Origin of the sequence: Streptomyces sp. PA03-6a, assembly GCF_033792765.1 — a bacterium.
In the GTDB taxonomy this organism is placed as follows: Bacteria; Actinomycetota; Actinomycetes; order Streptomycetales; family Streptomycetaceae; genus Actinacidiphila.
In genome coordinates, this window is the sequence record NZ_JARAVK010000008.1 from 40145 (window position 1) to 59525 (window position 19381).

Consider the following 19381-nt stretch of genomic DNA (forward strand, 5'->3'; position numbering starts at 1 on the left):
GTGACCCTCAGTCCCGCCCCAGCACCACCGTCCCCGAAGAGCAGAACCAGCCGCCCGTCCCCGAGGCCACGGCCAGCTCCGGCAGCGCCCCACCGGGCTTGCGCACCTGGCGCTCGCCCGCCTCCCCCCGCAGCTGCCGGACCGCCTCGACGAGCAGGAACAGCCCCCGCATGCCGGGATGGCAGGCGGACAGCCCGCCGCCGTCGGTGTTGACCGGCAGGGGCGACGCGGCGACGAAGGGCCCGCCCTCGCCCTTGGCGCAGAAGCCGAGGTCCTCCAGCGTGACCAGGGTCATGTAGGTGAAGGCGTCGTAGATCTCGGCGAGGTCCATCTCGTCGGGGGTGACGCCCGAGCGGGAGAAGGCCAGCCGTCCCGAGACCGCGGCGGGGGAGACCGTGAAGTCGTCCCACTGCGACATCGTGGCGTGCGAGACGGCGGTGCCGGAGCCGAGCACCCACACCGGGGGCGGCGCGGCGTCCCGCGCGTACTCCGCGGCGGCCAGGAGCACCGCGCAGCCGCCGTCGGAGCGGATGCAGCAGTGCAGTTTGGTGAACGGGTCGGCGATCATCGGCCCGGACAGGACGTCGTCGACGGTGATCGGCGTGCGGTACATCGCGTCGGGGTTGCGGGCCGCGTTCGCCCGGGCCCGGACGGCGACGGTGGCGAGCTGCTCGGCGGTGGTGCCGTACCGGTGCATGTGGCGGCGGGCGGCCATCGCGTACTTGGCGATCAGCGTGTGCCCGTACGGGGCCTCGAACTGCAGGGGCCCCCGCGCCCCGAAGGACAGGTTGGCGGTGCGCCGCCCGGCCTTGAGGTCGGCACGGGCGGTGGATCCGTAGACCAGGAGCACGACGTCGGCGTGCCCGGCGGCGATCGCGTCGGCGGCGTGCGCGGCCATGACCTCCCAGGTCGCGCCCCCGACGGAGGTCGAGTCGACCCAGCGCGGCCGCAGTCCGAGGTACTCGGCGACCTCGACCGGCGCGAGCGTGCCGAGTCCGGCCGAGGCGAAGCCGTCGACGGCCGACCGCGGCAGCCCGCTGTCGGCGAGCGCGCGGCGCGCCGCCTGGGCGTGGAGCGCGTAGGGCGTGGCGTCGTCGACCCTGCCGCAGTCGGACAACGCGACACCGAGGACGGCGACTTCACGGCCGTTGCGAGTACCCTGACCCTGAGCCATGAATCTGACGGTACATCAGGTTCGGGGTTTCCGGACGCCGCCGGATCCCCCGAGGTGGGAGGAGAGCTCGCCGTGGACGCCGCCTTCACCGAGGAGCAGGAAGAGATCCGCCGCACCCTGCGCGAACTGCTCCGCAAACGCTGCGGACCGGACGAGGTGAAGTCCGCCGCCCGCACCCCCGAGGGCCACGACGGCGCCCTGTGGCGGCTGCTGGCGCGGTCGCTGGGCCTGCCCGGCCTCGCCCTGCCCGCCGCGTACGGGGGCGCCGGCTGCGGCCCGGCGGAACTGGTGCTGGCCTGCGAGGAGACCGGCCGGGCGCTGCTGCCCTCACCGCTGCTGGGCACGACCGTGCTCACCGCCCCCCTGGTCGAGGCGCTCGGCACCGACGCCCAGCGCCGAGCCCTGCTCCCGCGCCTCGCCTCCGGGGAGCCCGCGGCCCTTGCCGCACCCCCGGTCGCCCTCGGCCTCACCGGGCCCAACAGCGGTGACTGGGCGGGCGGCGGCCGCGCGGGGGGCGTACAGGCCCGCCGGGTGGACGGGGTCTGGCGGCTGTACGGGCAGGCGGAACAGGTGCTCGGGGGTCCCGGCGCAGGGCTGCTGCTGGTGGCCGCCCATACGGGTGGCTACGCCCGCAGCCGGATCCGGCTCTTCCTCGTCCCCGGCGACGCCCCGGGCCTGGTCCGCAGGCGGCTGACCGCCCTGGACGAGACCCGCCCGCAGGCCCGCGTCGAACTGCGCGACGTCCCCGCCGAGCCCCTGGGCGGGGAGGAGGCGGGCGATCCGCGCCCCGCGCTCGCCCGTACGGGTGTCCTGGCCGCCGCCGCACTGGCCGCGGAAGCCGTCGGGGCGGCCTCCCAGGCGCTCGCGGGGACGTTGGAGTACGTCGGGGCCAGGGAGCAGTTCGGACGGCCCGTGGGCTCCTTCCAGGCCGTCAAGCACCGTCTCGCCGACCTGTACGTCCAGGTCCAGGCCGCCCGCTCGGCCGCCTACTACGCCGCCTGGGCCGTCGGGAGCCCCCCGGAGCAGGCACCGGACGCCGCGGTGGCGGCACCGCTCGCGCTCGCCCAGGGCCTGGAGGCGCTGCGCGCCACCGCGGGCCAGGCGGTCCAGTTGCACGGCGGCATCGGCTTCACGTGGGAGCACCACGCGCACCTGTACGTGAAGCGGGCCGCCTCCGACGAGTTGCTCTTCGGCCCCGTGCACGCGCTGCGGGCCCACGCGGCCGAGCGGGCGGGCCTCTTCACACCCACGCCCACGACTGCGTCCCCACCGACGCCCACGCCCACAACTGCGCCCGCCACCACGACCACGACCAAGGGGAGGGCGGCGGCATGAGCGTGCTGCGGACCGCCGTGCAGAAGGTGTCGTCGACCCGGGCGTTCGCCAGGGTCGGGCCGCATGTCGTCCCGGCGGTGGACCGGTTCGTGCACCGGGCGACCCGCGGCAAGGTGCTGCTCAGCGCGCGGATGCTGCCCGGGCTGGTGCTCACCGCCACCGGCGCGCGCAGCGGGCTGCCCCGGCGCACCCCGCTGGCCTGCATGCCCGAGGAGGGCGGGACCTTCGTGCTGGTCGGCAGCAACTTCGGGCGCACGGACCACCCGGCGTGGACGGGGAACCTGCTGAAGCACCCCGACGCGGAGGTCAGCTGGCGCGGCCGGGACGTCCCGGTCCGGGCGGAGTTGCTGACGGGCGGGGAGCGCGAGGCGGTGTGGGCGGCGCTGCTGGAGTTCTGGCCGCCGTACGCGACCTACGCGCGGCGCGTGGACCGGCGGATCCGGTTGTTCCGGCTCGTCCCCAGGGAGCCGGGCGGTGGCGGCGGGGCCGTGGAGCCGTAGAGCCGTGGAGCCGTGGAGCCGTCGAGCCGTGGGACGGAGCCCCCGGAAAGGACAACGCGGGCGCCTGGGCCGGCAACCTCCCCCGAGGACCGGTCGGCGCCCGCGTCGTTGCAGGCAGGACTTCGACGTGAACGTAGATCAACAATGCCGCCGGAGGCGGGCGTCAGCGCCGCGGCGTCACCGCGTCGGCTTCTTGCCCGTCACACCGAGGTGCACCAGCAGCGAGAGGTTCGGCTTCAGCTCGGCCTGCTTGACGCCCCAGCTCTGGAAGCCCTTCTGGTGCGCGGCGACCGCGGCGAGCATGGCCACGAGGGATCCGGCGACGGCTGCCGGGCTGACATCCTTGTCGACGCGGCCCTTGCCCTGGAGCTCCTTGATCGAGTCGGAAAGGGAGTTGGTGAGGGGGTTGAGGATCTTCATACGGATCTTGTAGAACCGCTTGTCCCCTTCGGCCGCGCCCAGGTCGACGACGCGCAGGATGGCGTCGTGCTTGCGCCAGAAGGAGAGGAAGCCCTCGACCAGTTCCTCCGCCGCCGTGGCGCCGGACTTGCCGGCCCAGGAGCGGCCGGCGACGAGGTCCGTCAGCGCGGCCCCCTCCTTGGCCATCTCCTCGGCGAGCTCGAGGACGGCGCCCTCGACGTCGGGGAAGTATTGGTAGAACGTTGCGGGGGAGGTACCCGCCATCCGGGCGACGTCGATGACCTTGACGTCCCGGTACGGCGACGTGCTGAGCATTTCGCCGAGGCAGTCGAGCAGCTTCTGCCGCGTCGCCTGTCCCCGGCGCCCTGCCACACGGCCGTCGACGGTGCGAACTTGTCCTGTCATGCCGTCAGTTTACGGGCTGGTGATCAGCGCGCGATTCGGTGCCTGCAAATGGGGAAGGCCATGTGTTCGATTTCTCCTCGGGCGCGGCGGGGGATCCGCCGATAACGTGTCAAGTCAGACACTCCGTCGATCCACGCGAATCCCCACGTGAATCGGGATCGCCAGCCGCATCACCGGACGAATCGAGGACGAGATGGCCGTGCACCCCGACGGCACCCCCTGCTGGGCCGACGCCATGCTCAACGACCTGGAGGCCGGCAAGCGCTTCTACGGCGGACTGCTCGGCTGGACCTTCGGGCAGGGTGAGGAGCAGTACGGCCAGTACACCCAGGCGTACGGCCCGGACGGGAGGAACGTCGCGGCCCTCTCCCCCAAGCCGGACGGCCGGATGCCGACGGTGTGGAACCTCTACCTCGCCTCCTCCGACATCCGGGCCACCGCGGGCAGGATCCGTGACTCGGGCGGTCAACTCATCATGGAGCCCATGCCCGTTGGGCCCTTCGGCACGATGCTCATGGCGGCAGACCCGGGCGGCGCGGTGTTCGGGGTGTGGCAGGCCGGCACGCACGGCGGCTTCGAGGTGACCGGCGTCCCGGGCTCCTACATCTGGACCGAGGTCTACACGCGCGAGACCGAGCGGACCGACCCCTTCTACGAGGAGGTCTTCGGTTTCGGCAGCAAGCGGATCGAGGACGAGGCCATCGACTTCCGGATCTTCGTCCCCGAGGGCGAGGAGGTCACCCCCGACAAGGCCGTCCTCGGCCGCTTCCGGATGGGGGAGGGCTTCCCGCAGGAACTGCCCGCCCACTTCGTCGTCTACTTCGCCGTCTCCGACGCCGACCGCGCCGCGGAGGCGGTCGCGCGGCTCGGGGGCCGGGTCACGATGGGTCCGATGGATTCGCCTTTCGGCCGTTTCCTCCTGGCGAGCGACGACCAGGGTGCCCATTTCGCCCTGATCGATCCCGGTACCACGGTCGGTGAGAAGCCGTCCTGAACGCACGCGGATCCGCAACCGAATCAAAGGTAATCGCGTGTCGACACCGCCCCGGGTTCGCAACTGATACTCATCCCAGGAAGAATCAGGGACGGACCCCGGGATGGGGGGAACCCACGGGGAGGTGGCAGGGCAGTGGTGCAGCAGCTGACGCAGCACGATCCGAGACGGATCGGCCCTTTCGAGGTGCTGGGCAGGCTGGGCGCCGGCGGCATGGGCCTGGTCTATCTCGCCCGCTCGGCGTCCGGCCGGCGCGTGGCGATCAAGACCGTACGGGCGGAGCTCGCCGAGGACCAGTTGTTCCGCGTGCGCTTCGCCCGTGAGGTGGAGGCGGCCCGCGCGGTCAGCGGCTTCTACACGGCGGCGGTCGTCGACGCCGATCCCAGGGCCGCCGTGCCCTGGCTGGCGACGGCCTTCGTGCCGGCGCCCTCGCTCGAGGAGATCGTCAACGAGTCCGGGCCGCTGCCCGTGCAGGCCGTGCGGTGGCTGGCGGCCGGGGTCGCGGAGGCGCTCCAGTCGATCCACGGTGCGGGGCTGGTCCACCGGGACCTGAAGCCCTCGAACGTGCTCGTCGTGGAGGACGGCCCGCGGGTGATCGACTTCGGCATCGCGAGCGGGGTGTCCAACACGCGGCTGACGATGACGAACGTCGCCGTCGGCACGCCCGCGTACATGTCGCCCGAGCAGGCCAAGGACTCGCGCAGCGTCACCGGCTCCAGCGACGTGTTCTCGCTGGGCTCGACGCTGGTCTTCGCCGCGACCGGGCACGCGCCCTTCCACGGGGCGAACCCCGTGGAGACGGTCTTCATGCTGCTCCGGGAGGGCCCGGACCTGTCGGGTCTGCCCGGCGACCTGCGGCCGCTCATCGAGGCGTGCATGCGCATGGAGGCGGACCGCCGGCCGAGTCCGGCGGATCTGCAGGCGCAGTTGGCGCCGCATCTGTTCTCCTCCGCGGGTGACGACACCGGTACGGCCTCCGCATGGCTGCCGCCCGCGGCGGTGGGCCTGATAGAGGAACGGCGCAGTGGCGGGCGCCCCGGCGCCGGGCCTGGCGCCCCCGGCGGTGGCGCGGGCGCCGGAGCGGCCGGTGGCGGCGGTGCGGGTGCCCCCGTGCCCCCGATGCCCGCACAGCCTCCCGCGCCCCCCGTGGTGCGCCCTCCGGCCGCCGCCGAGGGCCCGGGCGGACCGGTGCAGCTCGCCGGTTCGGCACCGATAGGACCCGGGATGCGGCTCGCCGAGCGCAAGAACCAGGCCGCGGCCACCGCCGCCGCCGGGGACGGGCTCGGCTGGGCCGGCCGCGGCGGCGCGGCCGGGGGCCCGCCGGCGGCGGTGCCGGGCCAGGGCAACGCCCAGGGCACGCCCCAGGGCGCCCCGCAGGCACCCGCGGTCCCGCCGGGCGAATGGCGGCCGTGGCGGTTCCGCATGTCGAACGACGTGTGGGGCACGCCGGTCGTGTCCTCGGGACGGCTCTACGTGACCTCCTTCGAGGTGCACGCGCTGGACGTGGCCACCGGGCGGCGGCAGTTCAAGACCCGTGACGTGGCGTGGACGATGGCGGTCTCGGGCGGCCGGATCCACGGCTCCGACGGGCCGAGCCTGTACGCGCTGGACGCCGCGGACGGCTCCGAGCACTGGCGCACCGGTGTGGACGGCTGGATCTACTCGCTCCGTGCGGACGCCGGGACCGTGGTCACCGGCACCCGCGGCGGCGGCGTGCAGGTCTGGGACGCCGCGGCCGGACGGCTGCGCTGGGAACGCGGCGGGGCGCAGACGGAGTTCGAGACGCCCGAGTCGGGCCCGAGCGTGGTGGACGGGGTCGTGTACTTCCACGGCGGCGGCCGGCTGCACGCCCTGGACGCGACGAGCGGCGCGGAGCACTGGTCGTACCCGACCGGGGAGGGCGGCGCCATGCCGACCCGTCCGGTCGTCGCCGACGGCGCGGTCTACGTGACCGTGGGGAACCGCGTGCTGGCGCTGGACGCCCGCAGCGGCGCCGAGCGGTGGCGCTTCGACGCCCCCGCGGTGATGTTCGCGCCGCCCGCCTACGTGCCGGGACCGGGTGTCACGGGCGGCGGCGTCTACGTCGCCGACTACCTGGGCACCGTGTACGCCCTGGACCCGGCGGACGGGCGCGACCGCTGGCGGGTCGCGACGGAGCAGCGGCAGAGCGTGGAGCCGGTGCTCGTCGCGGGCGGCTCGGTGATGCTGGGCGCGGGCGGCGCGCTGTACACGCTCGACGCGGTCTCCGGCACCCCGAAGTGGCGCTTCGCCGCGCAGGGCGAGATCGTCGGCTCCCCGGTGGTGGCCGACGGGCGGGTGCACTTCGGCTCGAAGGACCACTGCCTCTACACGGTCGACGCGAGCGGTGGCCAGTTGCGCTGGAAGCTGGAGACCGGCGGGGAGATCACCGGTTCGCCGGTCGTCTCGGAAGGCGTGGTCTACGCGAGCAGCAAGGACCGCTGCGTGTACGCCCTCAACGCCGTGAAGGGCACCGAGGCGGCCACCCGGCGCGCGTGACGTGCCCGGCTGACGGCCGTCGTGCCACACACGGAAGGGGCTGACGACGGCCGCCGCCGGCCAACTTACGCGGGGGGAGGCCGGGGCGCCACACGAGGGGCGTCAGGGTGACCCTCGTTCACCGCGTTCCGGCCACGGGAACGCGATGACCGCCGGCCGTACAGCGCGGCCACCCGGTGTCCGCCGAACCGGCCCGCGGCCCGGGACACCGTCACCGCACCCGGTGCTCCCGGGCGCGGTGCGCGAACAGCCGGGCCTGGTGTTCGGGCGGGAGGTTGCCGAGGGCGATGAGGTGCGGCGCGTGCGCGAAGGCCTGGGCCCGCGCGGCCTCGTGGGCCGACCAGACGGCGCGGACGGTGCCCTGCACGGCCTCGGTGGGGTGGGCCGCCAGGACCGCCGCCGCGCGCAGGGCCGCGTCGAGCAGCAGCGGGCCGGGCACGACCTCCGAGACCAGCCCGGTCTCGTGGGCCCGCCGGGCGCCGATCCGCTCCGCGGTGCCCATCAGGGCCATGCGCATCACCTCGCCGTAGGGCATGCGCTGCGCCATGGCGATGGCCTCGTACGCGCTGACCATGCCGTAGCTGGTGTGCGGGTCGAAGAAGGTGGCGTGCTCGGCGGCGATGACGAACTCGCACTCGCCGAGCAGGTAGAAGGCGCCGCCGCAGGCCATGCCGTTGACGGCGGCGATGACCGGCTTCCACAGGTCGTTGGCCTTGGGCCCGATTGTCAGCAGCGGGTCGTCGAGGGCGTAGGGCGACGGCGGCTGCGGGACCTGCACCGCGCGGTCCAGGCCGGTGCAGAAGGCGCGGTCGCCGGCTCCGGTGAGGACGACGGCGCGGACCTCGTTGCCGGCGCGGAACTCCCGCCAGAGCGCGCTCAGCCCCGTGGCCGTGGCGAGGTCGATCGCGTTGTGCCGTTCCGGCCGGTCGAGGGTGACGACGGCGACGCCGTCCTTCGTCTCACAGCGCAAGCCAGCGGGGGATGCCGTCATGGAAGACCGCCTTCACGGGGGCGCCGATGCGGATGCGGGCGGGGTCGAAGGAGTCCAGCCGGGCGTCCGGTGCCGTGACCAGGTTGCCCACCAGCCGGATCCGGGGGTCCTCGGCGAGTTCGACGAGGACCACGTTGTACGGGGCCTGTTCGGCGTAGCCGGACAGCAGCGGGGGATGGGGGACGACGTACGACCAGACGCGTCCGCGGCCGCTCACCGGCCGCCACTCGCAGGCGAAGGAGTGGCAGTACGGGCAGCACGGGCGCGGCGGGAAGCGCAGCCGCCCGCAGTCCGCGCAGGCCTGGACGCGCAGTTCGCCGACGCGGGCGTACTCCCAGAAGGGGGCGCCGTCGTCGTCGGTGACGGGGCTCAGCATGTCAGCTCCTCAGGATCAGGGCGGAGGTCGGGACGCCCTCGCCCGCCGTGACCAGGCAGGTCCGCGCGCCGGGCACCTGGGCGGTGGAGGTGCCGCGCAACTGCCGCACGCCTTCGGTGATGAGGTTGAAGCCGTGGACGTACGCCTCGCTCAGCCCGCCCCCGGAGGTGTTCAGCGGCAGCCGGCCGCCGATCTCCAGGGCGCCGCCCTCGGTGAAGGCGCTCCCCTCCCCGCGGGCGCAGAAGCCGTAGCCCTCCAGGGAGAGCGGGACCAGGGCGGTGAAGGCGTCGTAGATCTGGGCGACGTCGATGTCCTGCGGGGTGAGGTCGGCGTGCTTCCACAGATGGCGGGCGGCGGTCCAGGCCGGGCCCGTCAGGGGGTCGTCGGTCCAGTAGTTGACCATGCCGTGGTGCTGGGCCGGCAGGCCCTGGGCGACGGAGTGGACGTAGACGGGGCGCTGCCGGCCGTCGCGGGCGCGGTCGGCGGAGACCACGACGCAGGCCAGGGCGCCGTCGGTCTCCAGGCAGTTGTCGTAGAGGCAGAGCGGTTCGCTGATCCAGCGCGAGGTCATGTACATCTCGCGGGTCAGCGGGCGTTCGTACATGATCGCGGCCGGGTTCTGGTTGGCGCGGTTGCGGCAGGCCAGGGCGACGTTGAAGAGGTGGTCGCGGGTGGCGCCGTACTCGTGCAGGTAGCGGCGGGTCAGCATGCCGATCTCGTCGGCGGGCCGCAGCAGGCCGAAGGGCCGGGTCCACTGGGCGGGGGTGGGCAGTTGGACGGTGGTGTTCGTCCACGGGCGCGGGCCGCTGCCGCGCTTGCGGGACCGCCAGGCGACGCCCACGGTGGCCTGGCCGGTGGCGACGGCGGCGGCGAGGTGGGCGACGGTGGCGCAGGAACCGCCGCCGCCGAAGCCGGCCTTGGAGAAGAAGGTGAGGTCGCCGAGGCCGACGGCCTTCGCCAGCTCGACCTCGTCGGTCTCCTCCATCGTGTACGACGCGAGGCCGTCGACCTCGCGCGGCTCGATCCCGGCGTCGTCGAGGGCCGCCAGGATGGCGCGGCAGGCGAGGGCCTTCTCCGACTCGGGGAGGTGCTTGGCGAAGGGGGTCGCACCTATGCCGACGATCGCGGTGGCGTCCTTCAATGCTGACATTCCGTCAGGCTATCGCTAATCTGACGGATAGTCAGCTCATGGGGAGGTGCTCGGCGCATGCGCGGTGACCTGGAGTGGGGCAGCGTCCCACGGCTCGTGCGGGAGGCCGCGCGACGCTGGGGGGAGCGCGAGGCGGTCGTGGACGGCCGGACCCGCGTCACGTACGCGGAGCTCGGTGCCAGGGTCGAGCGCGCCGCCGCGGCGGCCGTCGCCTCCGGGATCGCCCCGGGGGACCGGGTCGCCGTCTGGGCGCCCAACACGCTCGACTGGATCATCGCCGCCCTGGGCTCGGTCACCGCCGGCGGGGTGCTCGTCCCGCTCAACACCCGCTTCAAGGGCGCGGAGGCGGCCTACGTGCTGCGCCGCACCCGCGCCAAGCTGCTCTTCGTCACGGGCACCTTCCTCGGCACCTCGTACGTCGCCTCGCTGCGGCGCGCGACGCAGGAGCACCCGCTGCCGGACCTGGAACAGGTCGTCGTCCTCTCCGACGCGGCCCCGCAAGGCCACGGCTACCGGCGCTGGAAGGACTTCCTGGCCGCGGGCGACCCCGTCACCGGTGCGGCGGTACGGGCCCGTTCCGACGCGATCGACGGCTCCGCGCCCTCGGACATCACCTTCACCTCCGGGACGACCGGCCACCCCAAGGGCGCGGTCGTCACCCACGCCCAGACCCTGCGCGTCTACGACGTCTGGGCGGACCTGGCCGGGCTGGAGGAGGGCGACCGCTACCTGATCGTCAACCCGTTCTTCCACACCTTCGGCTACAAGGCCGGGATCATCGCGTGCCTGATGCGCGGCGCGACGATGATCCCGCAGCCGGTGTTCGACGTGGGCACCGTCCTGGCCAACATCGCCGCCGAGCGCGTCACTGTGCTGCCGGGGCCGCCCACCCTCCACCAGTCGATCCTCGACCACCCCGAACGGGCCCAGTACGACCTGAGCTCGCTGCGGCTGGTCGTGACGGGCGCGTCCGTGATCCCGCTGCAACTGGTGGAACGGCTGCGCAGCGAGCTGAAGATCGCCACGGTGCTGACCGCCTACGGGCTGACGGAGGCGAGCGGCACCGTGACGATGTGCCGGCGCGGCGACCCCGCGGAGGTGGTGGCCGCGACCTCCGGGCGGGCCATCCCCGACACGGAGGTGCGGGTGCTCTCCGAGGGGCCGGGCCGTCCCGGCGAGGTCCTGGTGCGCGGCTACCACGTCATGTCCGGCTACTGGGAGGACCCCGGGGCCACGGCCGAGGCCGTCGACGCGGACGGCTGGCTGCACACGGGGGACGTGGGCGTGATGGACGCCGACGGCAACCTGCGCATCACCGACCGCATCAAGGACATGTTCATCGTCGGCGGGTTCAACGCGTACCCCGCGGAGATCGAGCAGGCGCTCGCCCGCCACCCCGACGTGGTGGAGGCGGCGGTGGTGGGCGTCCCCGACCCGCGGCTCGGCGAGGTCGGCCGCGCGTACGTCGTGCGGCGGGACGGTGCCGTGGTCACCGCGGACGACCTGATCGCCTGGTCCCGGCGGGAGATGGCCAACTACAAGGTGCCGCGCGAGGTCGAGTTCCTGGCGGAACTGCCGCGCAACGCGAGCGGGAAGGTGCTCAAGACGCAGTTGCGGGGACGGGGACGATGAGGAGCGTGCCCGGATGTCAGGGGGGTGTGGAAGTCGTCGGAGAGACGATCGTCTGGTGCCGGTTGTCCGCGCCGTCCGCGGCGGCGAGGAGCCCGGCCGGTGGACTTCGGCGCGATCCGGGGCATGACAAAGACCGACTGCGGCGCCCCCTCCGCGCCGCAGTCGGTCCATGGATCCCTTGTGCCGTCCCCCGCTCCTTGAGGCGCTCCCCCCTTGGTGCGCCCTCAGGCCGCGCTGCTTCCCCCGTGGTGGTGCTGTCCCCCGTGCCCCCTCGGGCCGGCCGTCCGCCGATCAGGCACCGGTCAGGGCGAGTGCCAGTTGTCAGGCTTGACCGTGGTGTCGTCGCCCTTGACCTTGGGCTCCTCGATCTCCTCGGTCTCGACGACTTCCGGCTCTTCCTCGACGGTGGAGCCGGACTCGGGTGCCGTCTCGCTCATGGTGCCTCCCCTTGTGGTGGGACTGGGCCGATACGAAGCCCGCCTGGCAACGACCCCCGTGCGCTACCAGGCGGGCAGCTCTTGCAGTGATGGAATCGTGGCAGGCCTCGATAATCAACCGATAAACGGAACTGTTGATGTCCTGTATCAGCGGTGTTGCGTGGTGCGGAACCGCTACACGGCGATCGCCGGGGCGGCCGGACCGTGGAGCAGGAGCCGGACCTCGGCGGCGTCGGGGGAGCCCAGCGCGACGAAGGACGCCAGGGCGTCCCGCCAGCAGGCGCGGGCACGGTCCACCTGGCCCACCTCGGCGAGCGCGCGCCCGAGGACGGTGAGCACCTTTGCGTGATAGAGCTCGCCCCCCAGATCGCGCAGCGCGTTCAGCGACTGCTCGGCCAGCGAGGCCGATTGACGGTGGGCACCGGAGGACAGATGCACCTCCGCCATACGGAAGAGGCACATGGCCTCCCAGAACTGCTGTCGCGCCGCTCTGAAGACGGGGAGCGCCTCGGAGAGCGACGCCAGGGCCTCCTCGCGGCGACCGGCCGCCGTCAGCGCGATGGCGAACGCGTACAGGCCGTTGCCGAGACGGAACCCGGCCCGCAGCTCGCGGTAGATCGACAGGGCCTGCCCCGCCGAGGCCACGGCGGCAGAGACGTCCCCGAGTTCGATCTGGGCGCGTGACAGGTTGCTCAGCGCGGCGGCGCCGCCATGGCGGTTGCCGTCGGCCACGAAGGCCTCCAGGGCCTGGGAATGATGGTCAGCGCAGTCCTGGAAGCGCCGCGACGCGAGGGCGACCATCCCGCGCAGGTTGGGGGCGTAACTGCTGGTCAGAGGGTCGTCGACGGCACGCCCGAGCGCGAGGCTGCGTTCGGCCTCCCGGTCGGCCTCCTCCAGTCGTCCGGCCAGGACGTACTGCTGGCCCAGCAGCACGCGGGCCCGGCCCTCCACGAGCGGCTCGCCGCAGGCGTCGGCCGTCGCGACGAGGGAGCGCGTCGCGTGCTCGTATTGGCGCGCGTAGATCCCGGACTCCATCAGGTCCTGGCTCACGAGCAGCAGGTCGACGGCCCGCCGCATCGGGCCCTCGCAACCGCCGGCGGCAGCCTGCCGGACGGCGGCGAGGAGACTGGGCGCCTCGGTGAACAGCCAGTCCAGGCCCTCCTCGCGGGAGCCGAAGGGCATTCCGGCGCGGCCCACGGGGGCCAGGTGCGCGAGCAGGCGGTCGCCGGGGTTCTCCAGCTCGTAGGCGCACATCGCCGACGCGAGGTAGAAGTCCAGCAGCCGGGACACCGCCGCGCAGCGGGCGTCGTCCCCTTCGTGGCGCTCGGCGCAGTCGCGGGCGTACAGGCGGACCAGGTCGTGGTAACGGTAGCGGGCGGGTGCGGCGGACTCGATCAGGCTGATGTCGACCAGCGTCTCGAGCAGTTCCTCGGCGTCGTAGACGTCCAGGTCGAGGACGGCCGCCGCCGCCTCCAACGAGATGTCCGGGCCGTCGGCGAGGGCCAGCAGGCGGAAGGCACGGGCCTGCTGCGCGGTGAGCTGGCCGTAGCCGAGTTCGAAGGTGGCCTTGACGGCGAGGTCGCCGGCCTTGAGTTCGTCCAGGCGGCGCCGTTCGTCGCTGAGCTTGCGGGCGAGGAAGGAGACCGTCCAGGTGCGGCGGGTGGCCAGGCGGGAGGCGGCGATGCGGATGGCGAGCGGCAGGAAGCCGCAGGCGGCGACGACGTCGAGGGCGGCCTGGCGTTCGGCGGCGACGCGTTCCTCCCCGACGATGCGGGTGAAGAGCAGCAGCGCCTCTTCCGGGCTCATGACGTCGAGATCGACCAGATGCGCACCGGCCAGGTCGACCATGCGGGCCCGGCTGGTGATCAGCGCGGCGCAGCCGGGGGTGCCCGGCAGGAGGTGGCGGACCTGGGCGGCGTCGTGGGCGTTGTCCAGCAGGGTCAGGATCCGGCGGCCCGCGAGGGTGGAGCGGTAGAGCGCCGCGCGGTCGGCGAGGGACTCGGGTATCGCGGAGTCGGTGACACCGAGGGAGCGCAGGAAGGAGGCGAGCACCGTCTCGGGTTCGGCGGGCCGCGCGGCGGTGCCCTGGAGGTCGACGTAGAGCTGGCCGTCGGGGAAGGTGCCCGCGACGGCGTGGGCGACGTGGACGGCGAGGGTCGTCTTGCCGACTCCGCCGATGCCGGCGACGGCGGAGACCGACATGACGCCGCCCTCCGCCGAGGACGCGGCCAGGCGCTCGCCGAGCTCGCGGACGAAGGCGACGCGGCCCGTGAAGTCGGCCACGGTGGCGGGCAGCTGGGCCGGACGCACCGGCTCCGCGACGGCCTCGGCCTGCGGGACGGGCGGCGGCAGCAGCGACGGGTCGGCCTCCAGCACGCGCTGGTGCAGCTCGGCGAGCTCCGCGCCCGGGTCGACGCCCAGCTCGTCGTCGAGGAGACGGCGGGTGTCGGCGTAGACGCCCAGCGCCTCGGCCTGCCGCCCGCTGCGGTACAGGGCGAGCATCAGCAGGGCACGCGGGCGTTCGCGCAGCGGGTGCTCCGCGGACAGGACGGTGAGTTCGGAGACGACCTCGGCGTGGCAGCCGGCCTGCAGGTCCAGGTCGAGGCAGGTCTCGGTGAGCTGCAGCCGCCATTCCAGCAGGCGGGTGCGCTGGGTCTCGGCGTACGGGCCGGGGAGCCCGGCCAGGGGCTCGCCGTCGAAGAGGGCCAGCGCGCCGCGCAGTTCCTCGCGGGCGGTGGCCAGGTCGCCCGCCGCGCGGGCCTTCTCGGCCGCGGCCTGGTGCCGTTCGGCGAGGAACAGGTCGAAGCCGTCGCCCGGGTGCAGCACGTAGCCGCCGTCGACGGTGGCCAGGGCGTCGGCGCCGAGGGCCTTGCGGAGGCGGAAGGCGTAACTGCGCAGCGCCGCGAGCGCGGTGGGCGGTGGGTCCTCGCCCCAGACGGCGTCCAGCAGTTCCTGCGCGGTGGCCGTGCGGCCGCCGCGCAGCAGCAGCGCGCCGAGCAGTGCCTTCTGCTGTGGCGACCCGGCGGAGATCGGCTCCGTGCCGCGCCAGGCCCGCACCGGGCCGAGGACCGCGAAGCGCAGCGCTCCGCCTTGGTCCTTACCGCTTGCCATGCCTGCCCCCAGGTGCCGCCGTACCTTCGCGACGAGCGCGTATATCGATCGTTCATCACGAGCCGGAACAGTCTTCACGGACGGCGGGACCATCCCGATCGGTTCCGCCGCTTGTGCCAGTTTGCCGCCTCAACCTGTACGCGGTCACCTATGGGTGGCTTTCGGGAGGGGCGTTCCAGGGAGTAGCGGGGAATGTTCGGTCCAGTTTCATGTGAAGTGCGGGCATATGCCGTCGGTCTGACGGGTGTTCCGTCCGGGGAGGTGGAGAGCCGCCCATGTGCTCGCGTTGTGTGCCGCAGGCCGTGAGCGGACCGCGGAGCCGCAGCGGCGGTGCGCCGGCGCCGTCGGTGTACCGGTTGCCCGGTCCCGCCTTGCGCCGCCGGGCCGTCCGGCATCCGGAGGGGCGACCGTACGCGCCGTACGACTGCGACTTCGCCGCGCTGGACCGGCGTGCCCGCGCGGTCGCGGCGCGGCTGGGACGGCTGGTGCCGCCGGGCAGCCGGGTGCTGCTCGCCTATCCGCAGGGCGCGGACCTCGCCGGGGCGTTCTACGGCTGCCTGTACGCCGGGATGGCGGCGGTGCCGCTGGTCGACGGCGGCCCGGACGGGGCGGCGACGGTCGCGGAGGCCGTCGACCGCTGCCGCCCCTCGATGGTGCTCACCGGTGCCGACGCGTGGACCGCGCTCTCGGTGGACCGCTCGCGCACCCAGGTCGTGGAGGCCGACGGGCGCCGGGTCGGCGGCGAGCCGGTCGACCGCCTGGCGCAGGAGTGGCGTCCGGTCGGCGTCCTGCGCACGGCGCCCGGCTACGAGCGGTACGTCGCCGACGGGCTGGGCGGGGGCCGCATGGAGCCCGCGCTGCGGCACGGCGACCTCGCGGACGCGGTGGGTGAGCTGGCGGTCGCGGCGGGCCGGGGGACCCCGGAGGACAGCCTGGGGTGGATCGCCTCCGTGCACGGGTTGGAGGACGCGGTGTGGCGCATGCTTCTGCTTGCGCCGGGCGGCGGGGTGGCGTGACCCGGGGTGCGGTGCCGTTGTGGTTGCGGTTCGTTGTCGTGCGCGAGCGCAAACAACCCGCACACAACAACCGGCCGTGAGGGGAACCCCGGCCATCCGGCGGAGCCGCGCGCAACAAACGCGGCGCCGCACACAAGGACGGGCCGCCCCAACAGCTACTGACGGTCCGTCAGATTCGCGCTACCGTGGGCTCATGGAGACCTTCCCGAGGATCATTTCGGTGGACGACCACACGGTCGAGCCCCCCGGCGTCTGGCGGGACCGGCTCCCGTCGGCGTACCGGGACAGCGCGCCGCGCATCGTGCGCGCGCCCCTGAAGTCGATGACCTTCGTCGGGGGCAGGTTCGCCCCGCGCATGGGTGAGCCGGGTGACGAGGGGCCCGTCGCCGACTGGTGGGTGTACGAGGACCTGCGGCGTCCCCTGACCCGGCTGGACACCGCCGTCGGGTACAGCAGGGACGAGGTGCGGCTGGAGGCGATCACCTACGAGCAGATGCGCCCCGGCTCGTACAGCGTCCCCGAGCGGCTGGCGGACATGGACGTCAACCACGTGCAGTCCGCCCTCTGCTTCCCCACCTTCCCGCGGTTCTGCGGTCAGACGTTCACCGAGGCGAAGGACCGGGAACTGGGGTTGCTGTGCGTGCGGGCCTACAACGACTGGATGGTCGAGGAGTGGTGCGGCCCGCAGGCCGGGGGCCGGCTGATCCCGCTCACCCTCATCCCGTTGTGGGACGCGGAGCTGGCCGCAGCGGAGGTGCGCCGCAACGCCGAGCGCGGGGTGCGGGCCGTCTGCTTCTCCGAGATCCCGCCGCACCTGGGGCTGCCGTCCGTCCACACCGACGCGTGGGACCCCTTCCTGCGGGCCTGTGACGAGACCGGTACCGTCATCGCGATGCACATCGGCTCCTCCTCGCGCATGCCGTCCACCTCCGCCGACGCGCCGCCCGCGGTCGGCTCCACGATCACCTTCGCCAACTGCTGCTTCTCCATGGTCGACTGGCTGATGTCGGGGATCTTCGACCGCTTCCCCTCCTTGCGGATCATGTACGCGGAGGGCCAGATCGGCTGGATCCCGTACATCCTGGAGCGCGCCGACGTCGTCTGGGAGGAGAACCGGGGCTGGGGCGGCGTGGCCGACAAGGTGCTGCGGCCGCCCTCGGAGCTGTTCCGGGAGCACGTATACGGGTGCTTCTTCGACGACGCGGTGGGTCTGCGCAACATCGACGCGATCGGTGTCGGCAACGTCCTGTACGAGACCGACTACCCGCACTCCGACTCGACCTGGCCCAGGTCCCGTGAGGTCGGCGAGGCCCAGATGGGCCACCTCGCCCCGGACGTCGTCGAGCGGATCGTGCGCGGCAACGCGATCGAGCTGCTGGGGCTGACCCCGGACGGTTTGTGGCACGGGCAGGGCGGGGTCGCCGGCTGAGGAGGCCCGCCTGGTGGGCTTCGTCTGGCATCCGGAGGAAGCCGACGGCCCGCGGCTGTCGGTGTCCGGCATCGGCGTGCCCTTCGACGGGTTCGCCACGCGCTGACCGGCGCCGGTGCCGGTCCGGCCCGACCCCTTGTCTGACGGACCGTCAGGTCCGACCATGGCGGCATGACCAAGACCGCCTACGGCATGCAGCTGCCGGTGCAATCGCTCAGCACCCTCTACGCGGAGCCGTGGGAGGCCGCGGCGCCGCCGGGCGACCTGGTGGACGTCGCGCGGGCGGCGGACCGGCTCGGCTTCGCGTACATCGGGTGCTGCGACCACGTGGCCATCCCGCCCCGGCTCGCCCCCGCGATGAGCCCCACCTGGTACGACCCCGTCGCCACGCTGGCCTTCCTGGCCGCCGTGACGACGCGGGTGCGGCTGCTGAGCCACGTGGCGGTGATCGGACTGCGGCATCCGCTGCTGACCGCCAAGCAGTACGCGACGCTGGACCACCTCTGCGGCGGCCGGCTGATCCTCGGGGTCGGGGCCGGGCACGTCCGGGAGGAGTTCGAGGCCCTCGGGGTGGACTTCGAGCGGCGCGGGCCGCTGCTGGACGAGGCGATCGACGCGGTGCGGGCGCACTTCGCGGCGGGGGAGCAGAAGCCGGAGCCGGTGCAGCGCCCGGTCCCGGTGTGGGTCGGGGGGTCGTCGCCCGCGGCGGTGCGGCGCGCGGCGCTCAAGGGCGACGGCTGGCTGCCCCAGGGGGACTCCCGGAAGGCCATGCCGGGGCAGATCGCCCGGCTGCGGGAATTGCGCGGCGGGACGCCGATCACCGTCGGGGTGATCGCGGAGCCGCTGTACGTCGGCGAGCCGGGGTGGCCGGTGGGGCGGCGCACGCTGACCGGGAAGCCGCAGGCGCTGGCCGAGTCGCTGCGGGAGTACGGCGCGATGGGGGTGGACCAGATCCAGGTGAGGTTCCGCGCCCGGGGAGCGGCGGAACTGCTCGACCAGATGGAGGCGTTCGCCGACGGCGTGGCGCCGCACCTCGACGCGTAGGGAGTGACGGACATGGGCAAGCTGGACGGCCGGGTCGTGCTGATCACCGGCGCGGCGCGCGGGCAGGGCGAGCAGGAGGCGCTGCTCTTCGCGGCGGAGGGGGCGCGGGTCGTCCTCGGGGACGTGCTGGACGAGCGGGGCGCCGCCGTGGCGGAGGGGATCGGCGGCGACCGGGCGCGCTACGTCCACCTGGACGTGACGAGCGAGGCGGACTGGGCCGCGGCCATGGACGCCGCGACCGAGGCCTTCGGGCGGCTGGACGGCCTGGTCAACAACGCCGGCATCCTGCGCTTCAACGAACTCGTCGACACCCCGCTCGCGGAGTTCCAGGAGGTCGTCCTGGTCAACCAGGTCGGTGCCTTCCTGGGGATGCGCACCGTGGCCCCGCTGCTCGCGGCGGCCGGCGGCGGCACCATCGTGAACACCGCCTCCTACGTGGCGCTGGCCGGCATGGCCGGGGTGACCTCGTACGCCGCGACCAAGGCGGCCGTCGTCGGCATGACGCGGGTGGCCGCCGTGGAGCTGGCGCCCAAGGGCATCCGGGTCAACGCGATGTGCCCGGGTGCGATCGACACCCCCATGTCCAACCCCGGGGAGAGCGTGCCCGCGGAGGCCCTGGACCAGCTGTACGGCAAGCTCGTGCCGCTCGCCCGGATCGGGCGCCCGGAGGAGGTCGCGCGGCTCGCGCTCTTCCTGACCGGTGACGACTCCTCGTACATCACCGGGCAGCCGTTCGTCATCGACGGCGGCTGGCTGGCCGGGGTCTCGCTCTTCTGACGGCGATCGGGTATTGACCTCCCCCGTCGCCGGTGGAAGAGTCGGAGCGGGAATCTGACGATCCGTCAGAAAA

At 73.6% G+C, this 19381-nt stretch carries 16 protein-coding genes; 9 read left to right on the plus strand and 7 right to left on the minus strand.

The features are described from left to right. Positions 1–7: 7 nt before the first annotated feature. Positions 8–1174 carry a thiolase C-terminal domain-containing protein gene (locus tag PV350_RS03625; protein WP_500332800.1) on the minus strand — a complete coding sequence of 389 codons (1167 nt, stop codon included), beginning with the start codon at positions 1172–1174 and terminating at the stop codon, positions 8–10. Positions 1175–1246: 72 nt separating this feature from the next. On the opposite strand from PV350_RS03625, the gene PV350_RS03630 reads away from it, so the two are divergent. Beyond that, the gene (locus PV350_RS03630; RefSeq protein ID WP_500332801.1) at positions 1247–2509 is read left to right on the plus strand and encodes an acyl-CoA dehydrogenase family protein; all 1263 of its coding nucleotides are present in this window, start codon (positions 1247–1249) and stop codon (positions 2507–2509) included. Beyond that, positions 2506–3009 carry a nitroreductase/quinone reductase family protein gene (locus PV350_RS03635; RefSeq protein WP_500332802.1) on the plus strand — a complete coding sequence of 168 codons (504 nt, stop codon included), beginning with the start codon at positions 2506–2508 and terminating at the stop codon, positions 3007–3009. The genes PV350_RS03630 and PV350_RS03635 overlap by 4 nt, the downstream gene beginning before the upstream one ends. 177 nt (positions 3010–3186) lie before the next feature. On the opposite strand, the gene PV350_RS03640 is transcribed toward PV350_RS03635, so the two are convergent. Further along, positions 3187–3834 carry a TetR/AcrR family transcriptional regulator gene (locus tag PV350_RS03640; protein WP_499512412.1) on the minus strand — a complete coding sequence of 216 codons (648 nt, stop codon included), beginning with the start codon at positions 3832–3834 and terminating at the stop codon, positions 3187–3189. 193 nt (positions 3835–4027) lie between these two features. Here PV350_RS03640 and PV350_RS03645 point away from each other — a divergent pair, with 193 nt between their 5' ends. Together PV350_RS03645 and afsK are read left to right on the plus strand one after the other, a co-directional pair. After that, complete coding sequence (locus PV350_RS03645) at positions 4028–4828, plus strand: VOC family protein (protein ID WP_500332803.1); 801 nt, start codon at positions 4028–4030, stop codon at positions 4826–4828. A 135-nt stretch (positions 4829–4963) separates the two neighbouring features. Continuing rightward, a complete protein-coding gene (afsK, locus tag PV350_RS03650) occupies positions 4964–7345 on the plus strand; it encodes a protein serine/threonine kinase AfsK (protein WP_499512410.1) in 2382 nt (793 codons plus the stop codon). Between the two features lie 211 nt (positions 7346–7556). Here afsK and PV350_RS03655 read toward each other — a convergent pair whose 3' ends face one another. From PV350_RS03655 to PV350_RS03665, 3 genes are read right to left on the minus strand one after another with little or no spacing between them, the layout of a single operon-like run. Next, positions 7557–8336: an enoyl-CoA hydratase/isomerase family protein gene (locus PV350_RS03655; protein ID WP_500332804.1), complete on the minus strand. Its 780-nt coding sequence runs from the start codon at positions 8334–8336 to the stop codon at positions 7557–7559. Then, entirely contained in the window at positions 8305–8712 is a 408-nt protein-coding gene (locus PV350_RS03660) for a Zn-ribbon domain-containing OB-fold protein (RefSeq protein ID WP_500332805.1), read from the minus strand. The genes PV350_RS03655 and PV350_RS03660 overlap by 32 nt, the downstream gene beginning before the upstream one ends. Before the next feature lies 1 nt (position 8713). Then, positions 8714–9862 (minus strand): lipid-transfer protein, encoded by a 1149-nt coding sequence (locus PV350_RS03665; RefSeq protein ID WP_500332806.1) that lies wholly within the window; start codon positions 9860–9862, stop codon positions 8714–8716. Between the two features lie 57 nt (positions 9863–9919). Between PV350_RS03665 and PV350_RS03670 the strand changes: the two genes are divergently transcribed. After that, on the plus strand, positions 9920–11494 hold the full coding sequence (locus PV350_RS03670) for a FadD3 family acyl-CoA ligase (RefSeq protein ID WP_500332807.1): 1575 nt from the start codon (positions 9920–9922) through the stop codon (positions 11492–11494). A gap of 302 nt (positions 11495–11796) precedes the next feature. Here PV350_RS03670 and PV350_RS03675 read toward each other — a convergent pair whose 3' ends face one another. After that, positions 11797–11931, minus strand: a complete 135-nt coding sequence (locus PV350_RS03675; protein ID WP_018559962.1) for a hypothetical protein — start codon at positions 11929–11931, stop codon at positions 11797–11799. 174 nt (positions 11932–12105) lie between these two features. After that, a complete protein-coding gene (afsR, locus tag PV350_RS03680) occupies positions 12106–15042 on the minus strand; it encodes an SARP-family global regulator AfsR (protein WP_499512405.1) in 2937 nt (978 codons plus the stop codon). 302 nt (positions 15043–15344) lie between these two features. Here afsR and PV350_RS03685 point away from each other — a divergent pair, with 302 nt between their 5' ends. The 4 genes from PV350_RS03685 to PV350_RS03700 all read left to right on the plus strand — a co-directional run bounded on the left by PV350_RS03685 (position 15345) and on the right by PV350_RS03700 (position 19308). After that, positions 15345–16058: an AMP-binding protein gene (locus tag PV350_RS03685; RefSeq protein ID WP_500332808.1), complete on the plus strand. Its 714-nt coding sequence runs from the start codon at positions 15345–15347 to the stop codon at positions 16056–16058. 193 nt (positions 16059–16251) lie between these two features. Continuing rightward, the gene (locus tag PV350_RS03690) at positions 16252–17487 is read left to right on the plus strand and encodes an amidohydrolase family protein (protein WP_500332809.1); all 1236 of its coding nucleotides are present in this window, start codon (positions 16252–16254) and stop codon (positions 17485–17487) included. 171 nt (positions 17488–17658) lie between these two features. Further along, complete coding sequence (locus PV350_RS03695) at positions 17659–18531, plus strand: TIGR03619 family F420-dependent LLM class oxidoreductase (RefSeq protein ID WP_499512402.1); 873 nt, start codon at positions 17659–17661, stop codon at positions 18529–18531. A 12-nt stretch (positions 18532–18543) separates the two neighbouring features. Next, on the plus strand, positions 18544–19308 hold the full coding sequence (locus PV350_RS03700) for an SDR family NAD(P)-dependent oxidoreductase (RefSeq protein WP_499512401.1): 765 nt from the start codon (positions 18544–18546) through the stop codon (positions 19306–19308). The last annotated feature ends 73 nt before the right edge of the window (positions 19309–19381 follow it).